The sequence below is a fragment of the Pseudomonas marginalis genome, from assembly GCF_001645105.1.
Lineage (GTDB): Bacteria > Pseudomonadota > Gammaproteobacteria > Pseudomonadales > Pseudomonadaceae > Aquipseudomonas > Aquipseudomonas petroselini.
In genome coordinates, this window is record NZ_LKEG01000026.1 from 354,140 (window position 1) to 371,762 (window position 17,623).

The 17,623-nt window shown below is 61.0% G+C and carries 20 protein-coding genes; 12 read left to right on the forward strand and 8 right to left on the reverse strand.

Going from position 1 to position 17,623, the window contains the following annotated elements; all coding sequences use genetic code 11:
* Nucleotide 1: 1 nt before the first annotated feature.
* Together AO064_RS06560 and AO064_RS06565 are read left to right on the forward strand one after the other, a co-directional pair.
* On the forward strand, nucleotides 2–1,327 hold the full coding sequence (locus AO064_RS06560; RefSeq protein WP_064052763.1) for an acyclic terpene utilization AtuA family protein: 1,326 nt from the start codon (nucleotides 2–4) through the stop codon (nucleotides 1,325–1,327).
* Nucleotides 1,324–1,632 carry an AtuA-related protein gene (locus AO064_RS06565; RefSeq protein WP_015885112.1) on the forward strand — a complete coding sequence of 103 codons (309 nt, stop codon included), beginning with the start codon at nucleotides 1,324–1,326 and terminating at the stop codon, nucleotides 1,630–1,632. Before AO064_RS06560 ends, AO064_RS06565 begins: the two co-directional genes overlap by 4 nt.
* 56 nt (nucleotides 1,633–1,688) lie before the next feature.
* Here AO064_RS06565 and AO064_RS06570 read toward each other — a convergent pair whose 3' ends face one another.
* The 5 genes from AO064_RS06570 to AO064_RS06590 all read right to left on the reverse strand — a co-directional run bounded on the left by AO064_RS06570 (nucleotide 1,689) and on the right by AO064_RS06590 (nucleotide 4,472).
* The gene (locus AO064_RS06570) at nucleotides 1,689–2,060 is read right to left on the reverse strand and encodes a glutathione S-transferase N-terminal domain-containing protein (RefSeq protein ID WP_015885111.1); all 372 of its coding nucleotides are present in this window, start codon (nucleotides 2,058–2,060) and stop codon (nucleotides 1,689–1,691) included.
* A 102-nt stretch (nucleotides 2,061–2,162) separates the two neighbouring features.
* On the reverse strand, nucleotides 2,163–2,708 hold the full coding sequence (gene folE, locus AO064_RS06575) for a GTP cyclohydrolase I FolE (protein ID WP_003442011.1): 546 nt from the start codon (nucleotides 2,706–2,708) through the stop codon (nucleotides 2,163–2,165).
* A gap of 78 nt (nucleotides 2,709–2,786) precedes the next feature.
* The gene (locus tag AO064_RS06580) at nucleotides 2,787–3,344 is read right to left on the reverse strand and encodes a Smr/MutS family protein (protein ID WP_015885110.1); all 558 of its coding nucleotides are present in this window, start codon (nucleotides 3,342–3,344) and stop codon (nucleotides 2,787–2,789) included.
* Between the two features lie 75 nt (nucleotides 3,345–3,419).
* Nucleotides 3,420–3,740 carry a hypothetical protein gene (locus AO064_RS06585; protein WP_015885109.1) on the reverse strand — a complete coding sequence of 107 codons (321 nt, stop codon included), beginning with the start codon at nucleotides 3,738–3,740 and terminating at the stop codon, nucleotides 3,420–3,422.
* 141 nt (nucleotides 3,741–3,881) lie between these two features.
* Nucleotides 3,882–4,472, reverse strand: coding sequence for a cysteine hydrolase family protein (locus AO064_RS06590; RefSeq protein ID WP_025855010.1), 591 nt, complete (start codon nucleotides 4,470–4,472; stop codon nucleotides 3,882–3,884).
* A gap of 239 nt (nucleotides 4,473–4,711) precedes the next feature.
* On the opposite strand from AO064_RS06590, the gene prmB reads away from it, so the two are divergent.
* A complete protein-coding gene (gene prmB / locus AO064_RS06595) occupies nucleotides 4,712–5,620 on the forward strand; it encodes a 50S ribosomal protein L3 N(5)-glutamine methyltransferase (protein ID WP_015885107.1) in 909 nt (302 codons plus the stop codon).
* Nucleotides 5,621–5,722: 102 nt separating this feature from the next.
* Here prmB and AO064_RS06600 read toward each other — a convergent pair whose 3' ends face one another.
* Nucleotides 5,723–6,529 carry a hypothetical protein gene (locus tag AO064_RS06600; RefSeq protein ID WP_015885106.1) on the reverse strand — a complete coding sequence of 269 codons (807 nt, stop codon included), beginning with the start codon at nucleotides 6,527–6,529 and terminating at the stop codon, nucleotides 5,723–5,725.
* 98 nt (nucleotides 6,530–6,627) lie between these two features.
* A complete protein-coding gene (locus tag AO064_RS06605; protein WP_064052764.1) occupies nucleotides 6,628–7,590 on the reverse strand; it encodes an alpha/beta hydrolase in 963 nt (320 codons plus the stop codon).
* 143 nt (nucleotides 7,591–7,733) lie between these two features.
* Between AO064_RS06605 and aroC the strand changes: the two genes are divergently transcribed.
* The 4 genes from aroC to AO064_RS06625 all read left to right on the forward strand — a co-directional run bounded on the left by aroC (nucleotide 7,734) and on the right by AO064_RS06625 (nucleotide 11,075).
* A complete protein-coding gene (gene aroC / locus AO064_RS06610) occupies nucleotides 7,734–8,825 on the forward strand; it encodes a chorismate synthase (RefSeq protein ID WP_064052765.1) in 1,092 nt (363 codons plus the stop codon).
* Between the two features lie 79 nt (nucleotides 8,826–8,904).
* A complete protein-coding gene (locus AO064_RS06615; protein ID WP_064052766.1) occupies nucleotides 8,905–10,068 on the forward strand; it encodes an MFS transporter in 1,164 nt (387 codons plus the stop codon).
* Nucleotides 10,065–10,595 (forward strand): 1,2-dihydroxy-3-keto-5-methylthiopentene dioxygenase, encoded by a 531-nt coding sequence (locus AO064_RS06620; protein ID WP_064052767.1) that lies wholly within the window; start codon nucleotides 10,065–10,067, stop codon nucleotides 10,593–10,595. The genes AO064_RS06615 and AO064_RS06620 overlap by 4 nt, the downstream gene beginning before the upstream one ends.
* 210 nt (nucleotides 10,596–10,805) lie before the next feature.
* Nucleotides 10,806–11,075, forward strand: a complete 270-nt coding sequence (locus AO064_RS06625; protein ID WP_015885101.1) for a response regulator transcription factor — start codon at nucleotides 10,806–10,808, stop codon at nucleotides 11,073–11,075.
* Nucleotides 11,076–11,133: 58 nt separating this feature from the next.
* On the opposite strand, the gene AO064_RS06630 is transcribed toward AO064_RS06625, so the two are convergent.
* On the reverse strand, nucleotides 11,134–11,412 hold the full coding sequence (locus tag AO064_RS06630; protein WP_003172952.1) for a DUF3509 domain-containing protein: 279 nt from the start codon (nucleotides 11,410–11,412) through the stop codon (nucleotides 11,134–11,136).
* A gap of 395 nt (nucleotides 11,413–11,807) precedes the next feature.
* On the opposite strand from AO064_RS06630, the gene AO064_RS06635 reads away from it, so the two are divergent.
* From AO064_RS06635 to AO064_RS06655, 5 genes are all read left to right on the forward strand, one after another.
* Nucleotides 11,808–13,634, forward strand: coding sequence for a long-chain-acyl-CoA synthetase (locus AO064_RS06635; protein ID WP_064052768.1), 1,827 nt, complete (start codon nucleotides 11,808–11,810; stop codon nucleotides 13,632–13,634).
* A 113-nt stretch (nucleotides 13,635–13,747) separates the two neighbouring features.
* The gene (locus AO064_RS06640) at nucleotides 13,748–14,263 is read left to right on the forward strand and encodes an ankyrin repeat domain-containing protein (protein WP_015885099.1); all 516 of its coding nucleotides are present in this window, start codon (nucleotides 13,748–13,750) and stop codon (nucleotides 14,261–14,263) included.
* Between the two features lie 41 nt (nucleotides 14,264–14,304).
* Nucleotides 14,305–14,835 (forward strand): hypothetical protein, encoded by a 531-nt coding sequence (locus AO064_RS06645; protein ID WP_015885098.1) that lies wholly within the window; start codon nucleotides 14,305–14,307, stop codon nucleotides 14,833–14,835.
* Between the two features lie 68 nt (nucleotides 14,836–14,903).
* Nucleotides 14,904–15,095: a PLDc N-terminal domain-containing protein gene (locus AO064_RS06650; protein WP_015885097.1), complete on the forward strand. Its 192-nt coding sequence runs from the start codon at nucleotides 14,904–14,906 to the stop codon at nucleotides 15,093–15,095.
* 438 nt (nucleotides 15,096–15,533) lie between these two features.
* Nucleotides 15,534–17,621 (forward strand): LTA synthase family protein, encoded by a 2,088-nt coding sequence (locus AO064_RS06655; protein ID WP_064052769.1) that lies wholly within the window; start codon nucleotides 15,534–15,536, stop codon nucleotides 17,619–17,621.
* Nucleotides 17,622–17,623 lie beyond the last annotated feature (2 nt).

Genomic DNA, 17,623 nt, shown 5'->3' on the forward strand with positions numbered 1-17,623 from the left:
GATGAAAACCTTGCGCATCGGTTCCGGCGCCGGCTACTCCGGCGACCGTATCGAACCTGCCGTGGAACTGGCCGAGCAGGGCGACCTGGATTACCTGGTCTTCGAGTGCCTGGCCGAACGCACCATCGCCCTGGCGCAGCAGGCGCGGATCACTGACCCCGCTGGCGGTTATGACCCGTTGTTGAGTGAACGCATGCGTCGTGTGCTGCCCTTCGTAGGGATAAGCGCCGGGCGTCGCCGTCTGCGGGTGATCACCAATATGGGAGCGGCCAACCCGCTGTCGGCGGCTGTTGAAGTGCGGCGGATTGCCGGCGAGCTGGGCCTTGATCTCAAGGTGGTTGCCGTGGTCGGCGACGACGTGTTGGCGGGGCTGCAGCCCGAGTTTCTGCTGGATAACGGCCAGACGGTCGGTTCCCTGGGCGAGCGGATCATTTCCGCGAATGCCTACCTGGGCGTCGATGGCATTCTGGAGGCGTTGCGCGCGGATGCGGATGTGGTGATCACTGGGCGTGTGGCCGACCCCTCCTTGTTCCTGGCGCCGCAGATGTTTGAGTTCGGCTGGGCAGCGGACGATTGGCAGCGCCTGGGACGCGGTACGTTGGTGGGGCATTTGCTCGAGTGCGCCGGGCAAGTCAGTGGCGGCTATTTTGCCGACCCTGGTCGCAAGGCGGTGGATGACTTGGCCCGCCTGGGCTTCCCCTTGGCCGAGATCGATGCCGAGGGTGAAGCCCTGATCACCAAGGTCGCCGGCTCCGGTGGCCGGGTCAGCCGCGCCACGTGCACGGAGCAACTGATCTACGAAGTGCACGACCCGGCGGCGTACCTCACGCCTGACGTGACCGCTGATTTTTCCCACGTGGGATTTGTCGAAGAAAGCGCTGATCGTGTTCGCGCCGTGGGTGCGGGTGGCCGTGCGCGACCCGAGCAGTTAAAGGTCAGCGTCGGTTATCTGGACGGTTGGATCGGCGAAGGGCAGATGTCCTACGGTGGCCCCGGTGCTGTCGCACGAGCGCAGCTGGCGCGGGATGTCGTCCTCAAGCGCCTTGAGTTGACGGGCGTGAAGATGCAGGACGTGCGTGCCGAACTGATCGGCATGGACGCGCTCCACGGGCCGCGCAGCACGGTCGAGCCCTGGGAAGTGCGCCTGCGCGTGGCGGCCCGCTGTGAAGCACGCAGCGAAGCGGTGCGTGTGGGTAATGAAGTGGAAACGCTCTACACCAACGGCCCGTCTGGTGGCGGCGGCGCCAGCAAAAGCGTACGCCAGGTGGTGGCAGTGGCATCGTTGCTGCTGCCGCGTAACGTGGTCAACCCGAGGATCGAAGCATGAAGCTGCACACGCTGGCCCATTCCCGGACCGGGGATAAGGGCGATACGTCGAACATCTCGATTATTGCGTACCGTGCCGAGGATTATCCGCTGCTGTGCGAAACGCTGACCGCCGAGCGCGTGGCTGAGTTTTTTGCGGACCAGCTGGAGCCCGGCGCTGCACCGGTGCGGCGTTATGAATTGCCTAACGTGCAGGCACTGAACTTCGTGCTGCCGGGGATCTTGCGGGGTGGCGTCACGCGTTCGCTGGCGCTGGATGCCCATGGCAAGTGCCTGGGCTCTGCATTATTGGATCTCGACCTGTAAATACCGTAACTGTGGGAGGGGGCTTGCCCCCTCCCACATTGGTTATCCAGTGTCTGTCAGACCGCCGCGAAACGTTTGTCGAGGTAGTCGATGATCACCTTGGAGTCATACATCCAGGTGGTCTGGCCATTTTCTTCAATGCGCAGGCATGGCACCTTGATCTTGCCACCTTGCTCCAGCAGGGTCTGGCGGTCTTGCTCATTATTCTTCGCATCCTTCAAGGCCACCGGTACGTTCAGGCGGTGCAGGGTGCGGCGGGTCTTCACACAGAACGGGCAGGCGTGGAACTGGTAGAGGGTCAATTCCTTGGCCGCTGCGTTCACCTGCGCCTGCTGTTCGGCGGGGCGCTGTTTTTTGCGCGGGCGGGTCAGGTAGTCGCCCGCGATGATGACGTGGCCGAGGCCGACTCGAAGTGCTTTGACGAACATGGCTGAAACCTCTTGCCCATGACAGAAGGGGCCGCAGCTTACCTTAATTCTGCAGGCGAAAAAAAACCGGCGATGAACGCCGGTCTTTTCCTACGCAGCCTGTTACTTGATCAGACTGAGGAATTCGCTACGGGTGGCCGCGTTTTCGCGGAACTCACCCAGCATCACCGAGGTGATCATCGACGAATTCTGTTTTTCCACGCCGCGCATCATCATGCACATATGCTTGGCTTCAATCACCACGGCCACGCCCAGTGCACCCGTCACTTGCATCACCGCGTCGGCGATCTGGCGGCTGAGGTTTTCCTGGATCTGCAGGCGGCGCGCATACATGTCGACAATCCGCGCGACCTTCGACAGGCCCAACACTTTGCCGCTCGGGATATAGGCGACATGAGCCTTGCCGATAAACGGCAGCAGGTGGTGTTCGCACAGCGAGTACAACTCGATGTCCTTGACCAGCACCATTTCGCTGTTGTCGGAGCTGAACAAGGCACCGTTGGTGACTTCTTCCAGTGTCTGCTCATAGCCGCGGCAGAGGTACTGCATGGCCTTGGCGGCACGTTTTGGCGTGTCGAGCAGGCCCTCGCGGGAAACGTCCTCGCCGAGTTGGCCGAGGATCGCGGTGTAATTCTGTTCCAGGGACATGAAACTACCTGTGGGATTTTCGCAAAGCGCAAGGTTACGGTGGCGGACACATCGCTGCAAGCCTGACGATGGCACTTGTTACTCGTCGCGCCCTTCCATCATGGTGCGCTTGAGCATCACATACACCGCACCCGCGCCGCCGTGGCGGGCCTGGCACGAGGTAAAGCCGAGCACCTGCGTGTGCTGGCGCAACCAGGTGTTGACGTGGCTCTTGATCATGGGGCGTTTGCCGTCCAGCCGCACCGCCTTGCCGTGGGTGACGCGTACGCAGCGGATTTCGAACTTGGTTGCTTCGGCGAGGAAGGCCCACAGGGTTTCCCGGGCTTTCTCCACGGTCATGCCGTGCAGGTCGAGGCTGCCCTCGAACGGGATCTGGCCGACCTTGAGCTTGCGCATCTGGCTTTCCTGCACGCCGTCGCGGGCCCACATCAGCTCGTCTTCGGGGCCGACGTCGATCACGAACTGGTCCGACAGGCCGTCCACCGTGGTGGCATCGGTGCGTACGGTCGCGGCCTGGCGCAGCTTGGCGATCTGCGCACGGTCAGCCTTGGGTTTGCCCGTGTCGGCGCGGTCGTGTTTGATCGGCTTGACGCCGCGCAGCTCATTTTTGAACAGGGAAAAATCGTCGTCTTGCATGTCAGCCTCCGCGAAGGGCGGGCAGTTTACCTAAATCGCGGCGGCCAGGGCGCAGGAAACGCTATCCAAGCGCCATCAGTCGTGCTTTTTCATCAGGTGTGAAGCGATGTTCAGCGACAACGGCTGACGCATCTTCCGACGGCTACGGCGCCACAACCACACGCCCAACCACAGCACCAATAGCCCGATCACCGCCAGGATTGCCGAGCCGCCTGGGCTGGCATTCAGTTCGCCAAGGGCCGGCGAGTGACCGAACAGACCGGCGCCACCAGCGCCGGCCAACAGCACACCTACAATCGCCAGCAGCGCGGCAATGCCGGCCACCAGGCGCAGACGCCAGTTGCTCGGGCCCTTGGGGCGCAAGCGACGAGCATCAAAACCATCGGATATCTTCATTCCGACCTTTCCTCCAGGGTATCGGCCCTTCGACCGGACAATACACAGGTTGTTCCTGTACCCGAGGCAATTGCAGCAAATGACAGGCATTTGCTGATGAGCGGAGACATAAACAGGCCGCGCCGCTCATCAGAAGGACGATCAGATCAGATCTTTGGTCAGCGCCAGGGTGGCGAAGTTGTCGGCCATGATGGCCATTTCGGTCTGTTGCACATGTTCGGCGCTCAGGATGCCGCCTTTGTAAGGCAGGTCACGGGTGGCGCAGGCGTCTTCCACCAGGGTGCAGCGAAAGCCCAGGTTCTTGGCGGCGCGCACGGTGGTGCTGACGCTGGAGTGGCTCATGAAACCGCAGACGATCAGGTCCAGCGAGCCGAGGTCCTGCAGGTGCTTTTCCAGCCCGGTGCCATGGAACGCGCTGGGCAGCAGCTTGCCGATGATGGTTTCGTCGCCTTCAGGCTCGAGCCCCGGGATGAACTCGCCGCGCTCGCCCTGCGGGTCAAACAGGCCGCCAACGGTGCCCAGGTGGCGCACATGCACGATCGGGCGCCCGGCGTTGCGGGCTGCGGCGACCAGTTGCTTGATATTGCCAACCGCTGCGTCCATGCCCGAGAGGGCGAGTGGACCGCTGAGGTATTCCTTCTGGGCGTCGATGATCACGAGGGTCGCATGGCTGAGGTTCGCTGCTGCGTAACCACGACCGCTGAGTTGAAACATCGTCTTTGGAACGGACATTCTGGGGCTCCTGTGAGGGGGGCTTTTGTGACATTGTCCACTGGCTGAGCGGTTCTGTGAATCGCTACCATCGTAAGGTACGCCGTTGTTGGCGTGCAGCCATGTCAAGAGGTGCGCGTGTTTAACCCAATGATGGCAATTTGGATGAATTCCGACGGATGGCGAAGGGGTTTCGTACGTCGTCGGTACCGGTGAAGACTGTTAGAATCGCCAGTCGTTTTTTCCAGGAGTTTGCCCCCGTGATCACTTCCCGCCTGCGCACCTTGCGCGACCACATCCGATGGGCTGTCAGCCGTTTCCATGGGGAAGAGCTGTTTTTCGGGCATGGTACCGACAATGCCTGGGACGAAGCCCGGCAATTGGTGCTCGGCGCCTTGCACCTGCCGTGGGAAATTGCCGACAGCTATCTGGATTGCAACCTGGAAGAAGAAGAGATTTCCCACGTTCAGCGTTTGCTGCATCGCCGCATCCATGAGCGCGTGCCCACCGCTTACCTGCTGAAAGAGGCCTGGTTCTGCGGCATGTCGTTTATCGTTGATGAGCGCGTGCTGATCCCGCGTTCGCCGATCGGCGAGCTGATCGAAAACCGCTTTGAGCCCTGGCTGGCCCAACCGCCGGCACGCATCCTCGACCTGTGCACGGGCTCCGGGTGCATCGGCATCGCTTGCGCCTATGAGTTCCAGGACGCCGAAGTGGTGCTGGGGGACCTGTCCTTCGAAGCCCTGGAAGTGGCCAACCAGAACATCGAGCGCCATGGCGTCGACGAGCGCGTGTACACCGTGCAGGGTGATGGTTTCGACGGTCTGCCGGGCCAGCGCTTTGACCTGATTGTGTCCAACCCGCCGTATGTGGATGCCGAAGACTTCGCCGACATGCCGGATGAATACCAGCACGAACCGGAGCTGGGCCTGGCCTGCGGCGATGATGGCTTGAACCTGGTGCGGCGCATGTTGGCCGAGGCGGCGGACCATTTGACCGAGAAGGGTTTGCTGATTGTTGAAGTGGGCAATAGCCAGGTGCATGTCGAGGCGCTGTACCCGGAAGTGGACTTCGCCTGGCTGGACTTCCAGCGCGGTGGGCACGGGGTGTTCATGTTGACGGCGGAGCAGTGCCGCCAGCATCAGGCCGTCTTCGCCGCCCGCGTTTAAACCGGTCAACGTGGGAGGGGGCTTGCTCCCGATAGCGGTGCATCCGTCACTGCATTCGGTGACTGACACGCCATCATCGGGAGCAAGCCCCCTCCCACCGACTTACCGGTGCGTGGCAATCCAGATCAACAGCCCGGCCTGAAACACCGTGAACGCCACCAGGCACGTGATGGTAAAGCGCAGCCCGCTGTCTTCACGCTTGAACTTGGTGACCTTTTCCTCTTCCTTGCGCAGCTTCACTTCCTGCTCCATCAGGTTCTGCTCGGCCTGTTGCAGCATCTGCGCCGCTTCGAGAATCTCCACGAACTGCACTTTTTCGGTGTTCCAGCTATCCAGCACATCGCTGACCTTGCCGGGCTGCACGTTGCCCTTCAGGTGCTGCACATCGGCGTAGGCCACATCAAAACCCTGGACACGCAGGAAATGATCGCGGCGCAGGCGGGTGGCTTCGTTCAACGCGTCTTTGTTGGCCAGGTCGACACCGTCGACGCGGTAATGTGACCACTTCTTCTTCGCCCAGGCGGCGCCTTGAGCGACCAGGAAGCGCCCGATGCCTCGGTTGGCCGGTTCGATTTCCAGGCTGTTGCCGGGGCCGAAGTGCACGCGGTGTTTGTCGTGATCGACCCAAATGTCCAGGTGGTTCTGCTCACGGCGCACCCGCTGGCCCGGCAGTTGGATGACCATGCGCAACAGGCTGTGGTGTTTGTCATTGCGCTCGGCATAGCCGAACTGCACGAACCGCAACGGCCGCACGCCGGTGGCGCGGTCGATGGCCAGGGGCGCCAACCGCAGCATCTTGAAATGCTCGGCCTGAACCTCCGCCCACGGCAGGGGCGCCGTGTCGACGGCCTCGGTTTTTTCAGCCGGGCTCTCGGCAGTCGGTTCCGGTGTTGCTTCAGTGGTTGTCATGCGTGCGATCCTGTCCAAACCCAGCCAGTCGACAGTCTTTTTACTGTCGACCCTGGGCTTATCGGCCATTTTTGTCAGGACTGGAGGCAATTTGTCGTTTAACGGGGCTGAAGTCCGTCGATAAAGCGCACCAGGCGACTGCCCAGCTCGGCGGCGAGAGGAAGTTGCGGGTCATTGTAGGAGGCCAATTGTTGCTTTACGTCGTTGGGCACGATGCGCATCACGTGGTTCATGCCTTCGATCACCGTCAACTGGGCGTCGGGCTTGGCTTTTTTCAGCTGCTGGGCGTCGCCGACGCCCACCTGGATGTCGTTGGTGCCCTGGATGATCAGCGCGGGCATACGCAGCTTGGCGAAGGCTGCCGAGGGATCGGCGCGAAACAGGCTGATCAGGTAGGGCTGCACACTGGGTCGGAAAATACCTTCCAGCGGGCCAGGCACATCGGCATCCACCTGCCCGGCCTTGAGGTGATCGAGGATCTCATTACTGCGCAGCAACAGGGCCGGGGGCAAGTGATCGGCCAGTTGCTGGCGGATCACCTGGTCCACGGGGCGAGCGCTGCCGGACAATGAAATAACGCCTGCCGGATCAAGTTGCGGCGCGGCAAGGGCGGCCACCAGGGCGCCTTCGCTATGGCCCAGCACAATCAGCGGGCCCATGCGTTTGTCGGCCTTGAGCAGTTTGCCCCAGGCCACTGCATCGGCCACATAGGCGTCCAGGGTCAGGTTGCGTTCATCCGGCGTGGCGGCCAGGCTCGCGGCCACCCCGCGCTTGTCGTAGCGCACGCTGGCGATGTTATGCCGCGCCAGTACCCAGGCCAGGCGCTTGAGGCTGTCGTTGCGCGCGCCGTCGGCGCTGTTGCCATTGCGGTCGGTGGGGCCGGAACCGGCGATGATCAGCACCACCGGCACGGGGGTGTCCGACTGGGGCAGCAACAGCGAGCCAAACAGCTCGCCACTGCCGGTGTCCAGGCTGATGGGCCGTTGCAGCACGACAGGGGAGGCGGCGAAGCCAAGGCTGGAAAACAGAGTGAGGGTCAAAAGCAGAACTCGAAGCATCATCGCGCCATCATGAGGAAGGTGCCGGTTGGACCAAGGTCTACCGGTAAGGTTTCGAGGATGAACTAGTCGGTTAGCCTGCGTATACTGGCCGCCTTAAGTTATTACGGTTGACTTGATTCAACTGATTTCACGGAGCGCCCTGCATGTCCGGCAATACCTTCGGCAAGCTGTTCACTGTCACCACCGCGGGCGAAAGCCATGGCCCGGCGTTGGTCGCCATTGTCGACGGCTGCCCGCCCGGCCTCGAGCTGTCCCTGGAGGACTTGCAGCGTGACCTCGACCGCCGCAAGCCCGGCACCAGCCGCCACACCACCCAACGCCAGGAACCCGACGAAGTCGAAATTCTCTCTGGCGTGTTCGAAGGCCGCACCACCGGTTGCGCCATCGGCCTGCTGATTCGCAACACCGACCAGAAGTCCAAGGACTACTCGGCGATCAAGGACCTGTTCCGCCCGGCTCACGCCGACTACACCTACCACCATAAATACGGTGAACGCGACTACCGTGGCGGCGGCCGCAGCTCGGCCCGCGAAACGGCCATGCGTGTGGCCGCGGGTGCCATCGCCAAGAAATACTTGGCCACCCAGGGCATCATTATTCGCGGCTACATGAGCCAGTTGGGCCCGATCGAAATCCCGTTCAAGACCTGGGACAGCGTCGAAGACAATGCTTTCTTCAGCCCCGACCCGGACAAAGTACCGGAGCTTGAGGCCTATATGGACCAGCTGCGCCGCGACCAGGATTCCGTCGGTGCCCGAATCACGGTGGTGGCCGAAGGCGTTAAACCCGGCCTGGGCGAGCCTATCTTCGACCGCCTCGACGCTGAACTGGCTCACGCGCTGATGAGCATCAACGCGGTCAAGGGTGTAGAGATCGGCGCCGGCTTTGCCTGCGTGTCCCAGCGCGGCACCGAGCACCGCGATGAGCTGACCCCGGAAGGTTTTCTCAGCAACAACGCAGGCGGCATCCTCGGCGGTATTTCCTCCGGCCAGCCGATCGTGGCGCACCTGGCGCTCAAGGCGACGTCCAGCATCACCACGCCGGGCCGTTCGATCGATGTGCACGGCAACCCGGTAGACGTGATCACCAAGGGCCGCCACGACCCGTGCGTCGGCATCCGTGCCACGCCGATTGCCGAAGCAATGATGGCCATCGTGCTGATGGACCACCTGCTGCGCAACCGTGGGCAAAACGCCGATGTACGCGTGAGTACGCCGGTATTGGGCCAGCTGTGACAGCCTGTCATGGCAGGCGCGCGTGCTGTCGTTGTAGTGAGCGAGCTTGCTCGCGCCGGGCTGCGAAGCAGCCCCAGGTATGACACCCGCTCTCCCATACTGGCGCCTCTCCAGCTTCTACCTCTTCTACTTCGCCCTCCTCGGGGCGACCGCGCCTTTCCTGGCGCTGTACTTCGATCACCTGGGGTTCTCCAGCGCGCGCATCGGCGAGCTGGTGGCCATCCCCATGCTGATGCGCTGCGTGGCGCCCAACCTGTGGGGCTGGCTGGGCGACTACACCGGTCGGCGCCTGGCGATCGTACGCTTTGGCGCGGTGTGCACCCTGGCAAGTTTTTCGCTGATCTTCATCAGCCACACCTACGCCTGGCTGGCCCTGGTGATGGCTTTGCATGCGTTCTTCTGGCATGCGGTGTTGCCGCAGTTTGAAGTGATCACCCTCGCGCACCTGCAAAAACAGACCTCCCGCTACAGCCAGGTCCGCCTGTGGGGCTCCATCGGTTTCATCCTCACCGTGGTAATTATGGGCCGCCTGTTCGACTGGCTGAGCCTGGACATCTACCCGGTCGTCGTCGTGGTGATCATGGCCGGCATCATTGGCGCCAGCCTGTGGGTGCCGAATGCGCAGCCCACCACCCACGGCAATCGCCTGGCTGGCGATGGCTTCCTGAAACAATTGCGCAGCCCTGGCGTGCTGGCGTTTTATGCCTGTGTGGCGTTGATGCAAATGAGCCATGGCCCGTATTACACCTTTCTGACCCTGCACCTCGAACACCTGGGCTACACCCGTGGCGTAATCGGCCTGCTGTGGGCCTTGGGCGTGGTGGCGGAAGTGCTGATGTTCCTGGCGATGAGCCGCATCCTCTCGCGCTTTTCGGTGCGCCGGGTGCTGCTGGCCAGTTTCCTGTTGGCGGCGCTGCGTTGGTTGCTGTTGGGCTCGTTTGCCGAGTTTTTCTGGGTGCTGTTAGTGGCGCAGGTGATGCACGCCGCCACTTTCGGCAGTTTCCATGCCGCGGCGATTGCCTTCGTGCAACGCAGTTTTGGCGATAAGCAACAAGGCCAGGGCCAGGCGTTGTACGCCGCCTTGGCGGGTACCGGCGGTGCGCTGGGTGCCCTTTATTCCGGTTACAGCTGGAACCTGTTGGGGCCGACCCTGACCTTCAGCATCGCCAGCGTCGCGGCCCTGGCCGCTGCCGCTATCATCGGTCTTCGATTGCAAGAGCAGAACCAAGGAACCCTTCAATGAGCTATGTCGCCGTTTACTCCGCCGCTTCACCGGACACGCCGAACAAGGTCCTGACCCATTTTGACGATATCGCCGCGACCCTGGCGGAGCACGGCGTGCGCTTTGAACGCTGGCAGCCGAGCCCGATAGGGCAAGGGGCCAGTGACGCTGAAATGATTGCGGCGTACCAGATGCATATTGATGCCCTCGGCTACGAGGCTATTGAGGTGGTACGCGTGACCGGCGATCACCCGCAGAAGGCTGAACTGCGCGCGCAGTTTCTTGACGAACGCTGCTACAGCGAAGATGAGGTGCGTTTTTTCATCGCGGGGCAGGGTTTGTTTTCCCTGCACATTGGCGACTACGTGTACGCCGTGCGCTGTGAGAAAAATGACCTGTTGGTGATCCCGGCCGGTATCAAGCACTGGTTCGATATGGGCGAGAACCCGCATTGTGTTGCCTTGCGGTGTTTCAATACCGCACAAGGGCAGGTGCCCCTATTGACGGGCGACACTATCGCCCGGCACTTCCCTGGCTTAGACGACTAACCGCGACTTATCAGAAACTACAATCCCTATAGGTTGGAAGTTGCTGTGGGAAGAAACTTAAACTTCTGTAAGGCTCGGCTGTTTATTCTGGGCCCTGCGCCTTAATACCACTCGTTATGTAACTCTCTCCGGCATCAACGTTTATGTCGCCTGTCAATAGGAGGAATCCGAATGTGGCGCGGCAGAGACAGAAAATAAGGAGAGGATTGAATGAGCGCCCCAACGGAATTATTGATACCACCGTATACGGTGCCCAATGCGGTCAGACGACGTCTGAACCTGGCGGGAAAACCGCTGACCCCGGCGGAGTTAGAGATCCTGCGCTGGGCCTCGGAAGGCAAGACCGTCTGGGAGATCAGCCAGATTCGCACCACGTCCGAAGCCACGGTGAAATTTCACCTGCGCAATATCTACGGCAAGCTGGAAGTCAGTAACCGCGTGCAGGCGATGAACGAAGCGGCGCGTCAGGGACTTTGCTGAAGGCAAAAAAAGGGCCGCGACACTCAACGGTGTCACGGCCCTTTTTACTGCCTGGCATTTAAGCCGAATGATAAGTCGGCAGGGCAAAGCGGTTCTGGCTTTGCAGCATGGAAATCTGTGGCAGCTCGCTGGCTTGTTCCGCCAGGTCGCGGCGAATGGCGCTGATCACCCAGGTCAGCTGATCGGCAGTGTGCAACTGCTGATAGGAGATCGAACGCTTGACCTGTTTACCTTCGCTGTTGCGCAGCGTCAGCAGGATACCGCCGTCTGGGCGAGGCTGGGTGGTGACGTCGTAGTTGGAGAATACTGAAGCGAATTTATCTTGGATCAGGCTCATGTCTATCAGCTCCGTTGGCTCAAGTTGGCAAGCATGGAGTGATAGGTGCAGTGATTGTGCCATCTAGCGGTTAGCTAAAATATCGTTATAAAACAATCACTTAAAAAAATAGCAAATTTTCGATTTCGTGCAATTTGCATGAATGGCCATCATGCATCCTGCATTTTGCGTGGCTCAGCCGGGTTGAGTGGGCGCGCCTCATTCTTAAATGACTGCGCCAGCACCGCGAAATTCCTTTTATCAGCGGTCGCCCCTTGGGATACAAAACTTTTCAAATCCCGCGTGTACAGCCGAAGAAGGGCTGACGTATTTTCCTGCAAGGCACTCGGTCTCTCGCCTATGGGCGCACGGGTGTTACAGGATCATTCGAAGAATAAGAAAAAGGACGTTCCTCCATGAGCCACTCGCAAAATGACATGATCACCTGGCGCATGATGCTGCGTAAGGTACCCGCGATTGTGCGTGCCTTGCCGCGCGTGGTGCGAGGGATGCGTGCTGCCAATGTCACCGACCCCGAGCAGCCCTGCGGACTGGGCTGGCACTTCGAACAAGCCACCCTGCGTAACCCGCAGGGAACCGCCTTGCTGTATGGCGACCGTGTGATCAGTTACACCGAAGCCAACCAGCAGGCCAATCGCATCGCCCGCCACCTGCAAGAAAAAGGCATCGGCAAGGGCGATGTGGTGGCGATGTTTATCGAAAACCGTCCCGAATTATTGTTGAGCGTGCTGGCCGTGGCCAAACTGGGCGGTGTCTGCGCCATGCTCAATACCGCGCAAACCCACGGGGCGCTGGTGCACAGCCTGACGCTGGTGAGCCCGGCGGCGATTGTGGTGGGGGCGGAATTGGTGGCCGCCTATGAGGCGGTGCGCGATCAAGTGGCGATCCCTGCGCAGCGCAGCTGGTTCGTCGCCGAGCAGCAGGGCGCGGCGGTGCCCGAGGGGTACAGCGACCTGATGGCCGCCAGCGCTGAATGTTCGGTGGAGAACCTCGCCAGCGCAGCGCAGATCTTCTTTAACGATCCCTGCTTCTATATCTACACTTCCGGCACGACGGGATTGCCCAAGGCCGGCATCATGAAACATGGCCGCTGGACCAAGACCGCCATCAGCTTCGGCCGCATTGCCCTGGACATGGGGCCGGACGACGTCCTCTATTGCACCTTGCCGCTCTACCATGCCACCGGCCTGTGCGTGTGCTGGGGCTCGGCAGTGGTCGGGGCGTCGGGCTTCGCCATTCGGCGTAAATTCAGTGCCAGTCAGTTCTGGGGCGATGTCCGCAGATTCGAGGCGACCACCCTCGGTTATGTCGGCGAGTTGTGCCGGTACTTGCTCGATCAGCCAGCCAGCGAAAACGACCGTGATCACCGCGCGACCAAGATGGTCGGCAATGGCTTGCGTCCTGGCGTGTGGGCGCAGTTCAAGGCGCGTTATGGCGTCGAGCATGTGTGCGAGTTGTATGCCGCCAGCGACGGCAATATCGGCTTCACCAACGTATTGAATTTTGACAACACCGTCGGCTTTTGCCTGCAGCACTGGGCGCTGGTGGACTACGGCCACGACACCGGTGAGCCGCTGCGTGGCAGCGATGGTTTCATGCATAAAGTGAAGAAGGGCGGGCAGGGGCTGTTGTTGGCGAGAATCGATGAAAAATCCCCTTATGACGGCTACACCGACCCGGAAAAAAACCGCAAGGTGATCCTCATTGACGTGTTTGAGAAGGGCGACCGCTATTTCAACACCGGCGATCTGATGCGCAGTATTGGCTTCGGCCACGCGCAATTTGTCGACCGCTTGGGGGATACCTACCGCTGGAAGGGCGAAAACGTCTCTACCACCGAAGTGGAAAACGTCCTGTTGCAGCACCCGCAGATCGCCGAAGCAGTGGCCTATGGGGTGGAAATCGAAAACACCAATGGTCGCGCCGGGATGGTTGCCATCACCCCGAGCGAATCCCTGGCCGCGCTGGACATGCGTGAGTTGCTGCAATTTGCCCACGGTCAGTTGCCGCACTACGCGGTGCCGCTGTTTCTGCGGATCAAGGTGAAGATGGAAACCACGGGGACCTTCAAGTACCAGAAGGTACGGCTCAAGGAGGAAGCGTTCGACCCGGACAAGGCGGGCAATGATCCGGTCTACGCCTGGCTGCCGGGGTCGGACTGCTACGTGCCAGTGACCGGCCAGTTGTTGGCGCAGATTCAGGGTGGGCACTTTCGTTATTAAAGGCAGCGCTATTGAATATGCCTATGGGGGCTTTTGACAAAAAAGCCATGACAGGTGGGAACTCCATCGCGACACTGGGCGCCTATAAAGGACCACACACGGAGCCGTCCCACATGTCAGACCAAGCCAAACAGATGACCGACGACGAAGCCGCAGAATTTGCCGAGCAGGTGTTTGACGTTGCCCGCAAAGGCGACGCCGCCATGCTCGCCGCGTTGCTGGCCAAAGGCTTGCCGGCCAACTTTCGTAACCACAATGGCGACACCTTGCTGATGCTCGCGGCCTACCACGGCCATGCCGAGGCGGTAAAAGTGCTGCTGGAATTCAAGGCCGATCCGTTGATCGCCAATGACAAGAACCAATTGCCGATCGCCGGTGCGGCGTTCAAGGGCAACCTGCCAGTGGTCAAGGCGCTGATCGAAGGCGGTACACCGGTCGAGGCGGCCTCTTCCGATGGCCGTACCGCATTGATGATGGCAGCGATGTTCAATCGCGTTGAAATGGTCGACTACCTGCTCGGCCAGGGCGCCAACCCCAAGGCCACCGATGCTCAGGGCGCGACGGCATTGGCCGCCGCGCAAACCATGGGCGCGGTGGATACGGCGGCGCAATTGCAAAAACTGGTGTAGGCTTTGCGCCCTCGAAAACCAGCCCGCTACAGGATCACCCCATGAAAGCCGCCCTCGTCGAACTTATCAGCAACATCAGCGCCGGCGTCATGGGCGAGGACGAGGTGGCGCGTATCGCCGATGAAGCGGCGCAGGCCTACGCGGACCCGGTGGCGTTTCTGGCGGCCAACCCGGATATCAACTACGACGACACATTCCCCATTCCGTTGGGGGAGTGGGTCGTGGTTGGCAGCCTGCCGGACACCGTGGTGTTCCAGGCCGACACCTACGGCGACCTGTTCGCGCAGATCGTCGCGTCGTTCGGCCCAGGCGTGGCGTTCAATCTCACGCCCAAGCAACTGGCCAAGACCGAAGCCCTGACGGCCCTGAACCGTATCCAGATCCAGATGAGCGCGCTCAGCCCGGAAGACGGCGGCTATGTGCTGCTCAACTTCAGCCAACCGTTGGATGACGAGATCCAGGCCGTGTTGGTCTACGGTAACGACCTGCCGCGCGTGCTCGAGCTGTGTGCCGAAGTCGGCATCAAGGCCGAACCCTCCCTGGAAGCGCTGAAAGTTGCCGTCCACGTCTGAAATAAAACGGAACCCCGGCCAGGGCTGGCTATCCTAAAGGTGCATGCCCTCACTTTAGGAGCAACACCATGGGTTCCACTTTTAATGGCTTGATCGGGCTGATCATCCTGGCGCTGGATATCTGGGCGATCATCAACGTATTCAAAAGCGGCGCGAGCACGGGCGCAAAGGTGCTGTGGATCCTGTTGATCCTCCTGCTGCCGGTGCTGGGCCTGATCATCTGGGCGATCGCCGGGCCACGGGGAAATGTGCGGCTCTAGAGTGAGCACAATCCATGTAGGCGCGGGCTCGCTGTGGTGACCGCGCTTGTTGTGTTGAGCGGGCTTGCTGTGGTGACCGGGCTTGTTGTGTTGAGCGGGCTTGCTGTGGTGACCGGGCTTGTTGTGGTGAGCGGGCTTGTTGTGGTGAGCGGGCTTGCCCCGCGCCGGGCTGCGAAGCAGCCCCATCCGATCTCCGGTGAACCCTCTCACCACACCCCTGAGATTTGTGTATCGAAATATTCGCTGCACACAATTTTCACATCTTATCCAAGACAATTCGCCGGTTGAATCTCCCTGCCAAGGCCCTGCCTCAAGGTGTCTTAAACGCGGGACGGCGCTGCTCGTTCAGTAATTAATAGCCTTGCTGTGATTGATCGGGCACCATTCGCGCCACTGCACCACTTCGTCACTTAAACTTCCAATGGGTCCTGAAACGACATGGCAAACCCGGACGCCCTGAGTCAGCAGCGAGCTTCTAATCGCCTGCTGCAACCGACCGTCAAATCCCATCTGGCATACACGCTGCTCTGCGCACTGGTCATGATGGTGATGTTCTCCCTGCTGCGCCTGGCGCTGCTGGTCTACAACCGCGAGATGATCCTCGATACGCCGGCCTCTACCTTCCTTGAAGCGTTCGCCAACGGCCTGCGCCTGGACCTGCGTCTGGTGGTGTACCTGATCATTCCGTTGCTGCTGGCACTGTTCAGCGTACGGGCAATGGCAGCCCGCGGGTTCTTTCGTTTCTGGCTGACCGTGGCGTCCAGCATCGCCCTGTTCCTGGGCCTGATGGAAATGGACTTCTACCGTGAGTTCCACCAGCGCCTCAACGGCCTGGTCTTCCAGTACGTGAAGGAAGACCCGAAAACCGTGATGAGCATGCTCTGGTACGGTTTCCCGGTGGTGCGCTACCTGCTGGCCTGGGCCGTGGGCACGCTGATCCTCAGCATGGCGTTCAAAGGTGCCGACCGTGCGACACGCCCGCGCGGCCCCTTCAGCGGTGGCAGCATCGGCACCCGCCAGGTCGCGCCGTGGTACTCGCGCATCGCGGTGTTCGTGGTCTGCCTGCTGATCGCCGTGGTCGCCGCCCGTGGCACTCTGCGCCAGGGCCCGCCGCTGCGTTGGGGTGACGTGTACACCACCGACTCGAACTTCGCCAACCAGTTGGGCCTTAATGGCACGCTGTCGCTGATCGGCGCGGCCAAGGCCCGCTTCTCGGAACACCGGGATAACACCTGGAAAGCCACGCTGGAGCAGCCGCTGGCAACCCAGACCGTGCGCGACATGCTGGTGCTGCCGACGGAAAAACTGGTGGATACCGACACCGCCGCCGTGCGCCGTGAGTTCACGCCACCGGCCGAGAAAACCCTGCCGATCAAAAACGTCGTGGTGATCCTGATGGAAAGCTTCGCCGGTCACTCGGTGGGGGCGCTGGGTCGTCCGGGCAATATCACGCCGTACTTCGACAAACTGTCCAAGGAAGGCCTGCTGTTCGACCGCTTCTTCTCCAACGGCACCCATACCCACCAGGGTATGTTCGCGACCATGGCGTGCTTCCCGAACCTGCCGGCCTTCGAATACCTGATGCAGACCCCGGAAGGCAGCCACAAGCTGTCGGGCCTGCCGCAGTTGCTCAGCGCACGCAAGTTTGACGACGTGTATGTCTACAACGGCGACTTCGCCTGGGACAACCAGTCGGGCTTCTTCAGCAACCAGGGCATGACCAATTTCATCGGTCGCAACGACTTTGTCGACCCGGTATTCTCTGACCCTACCTGGGGCGTGTCCGATCAGGACATGTTCAACCGTGGCCTGGAAGAGTTGAAAGCCCGTGAAGGCGGCAAGCCGTTCTACGCGTTGCTGCAAACCCTGTCCAACCACACGCCGTACGCTTTGCCGACCCCGTTGCCGGTGGACAAAGTCACTGGCCGTGGCAGCCTCGACGAGCATTTGACCGCGATGCGCTACTCCGACTGGGCCCTGGGTCAGTTCTTTGAGAAAGCCCGCAAAGAGCCGTATTTCAAGGAAACCCTGTTCGTGATCGTCGGCGACCACGGGTTCGGTAACGAGCAGCAAATCACCGAAATGGACCTGGGCCGCTTCAACGTGCCGATGCTGATGATCGCGCCGGGCATGCAGGAGAAGTTCGGCGAGCGCAACCATACCGTCGGTACTCAGATCGACATCGTGCCGACCATCATGGGGCGCCTGGGCGGCGAGACCCTGCACCAGTGCTGGGGCCGTGACCTGTTGAACCTGCCGGAAGGCGATAAAGGTTTCGGCGTGATCAAGCCATCGGGCAGCGACCAGACCGTGGCATTGCTCACCGGCGACCGTGTACTGGTACTGCCCAAGGAAATGCCACCGAAGCTGTGGGAATACGAACTGGGCGCCAACCCGACCGGTAAAGTGATTGCTGAATCGCCGGACGAGGCGGCACTGAGGCAGAAACTCGAGTCGTTCCTGCAGACGGCCACCAAGAGCCTGTTGGATAACACCGCCGGTGTGGTAGACGGCAAGCCGGATTAATT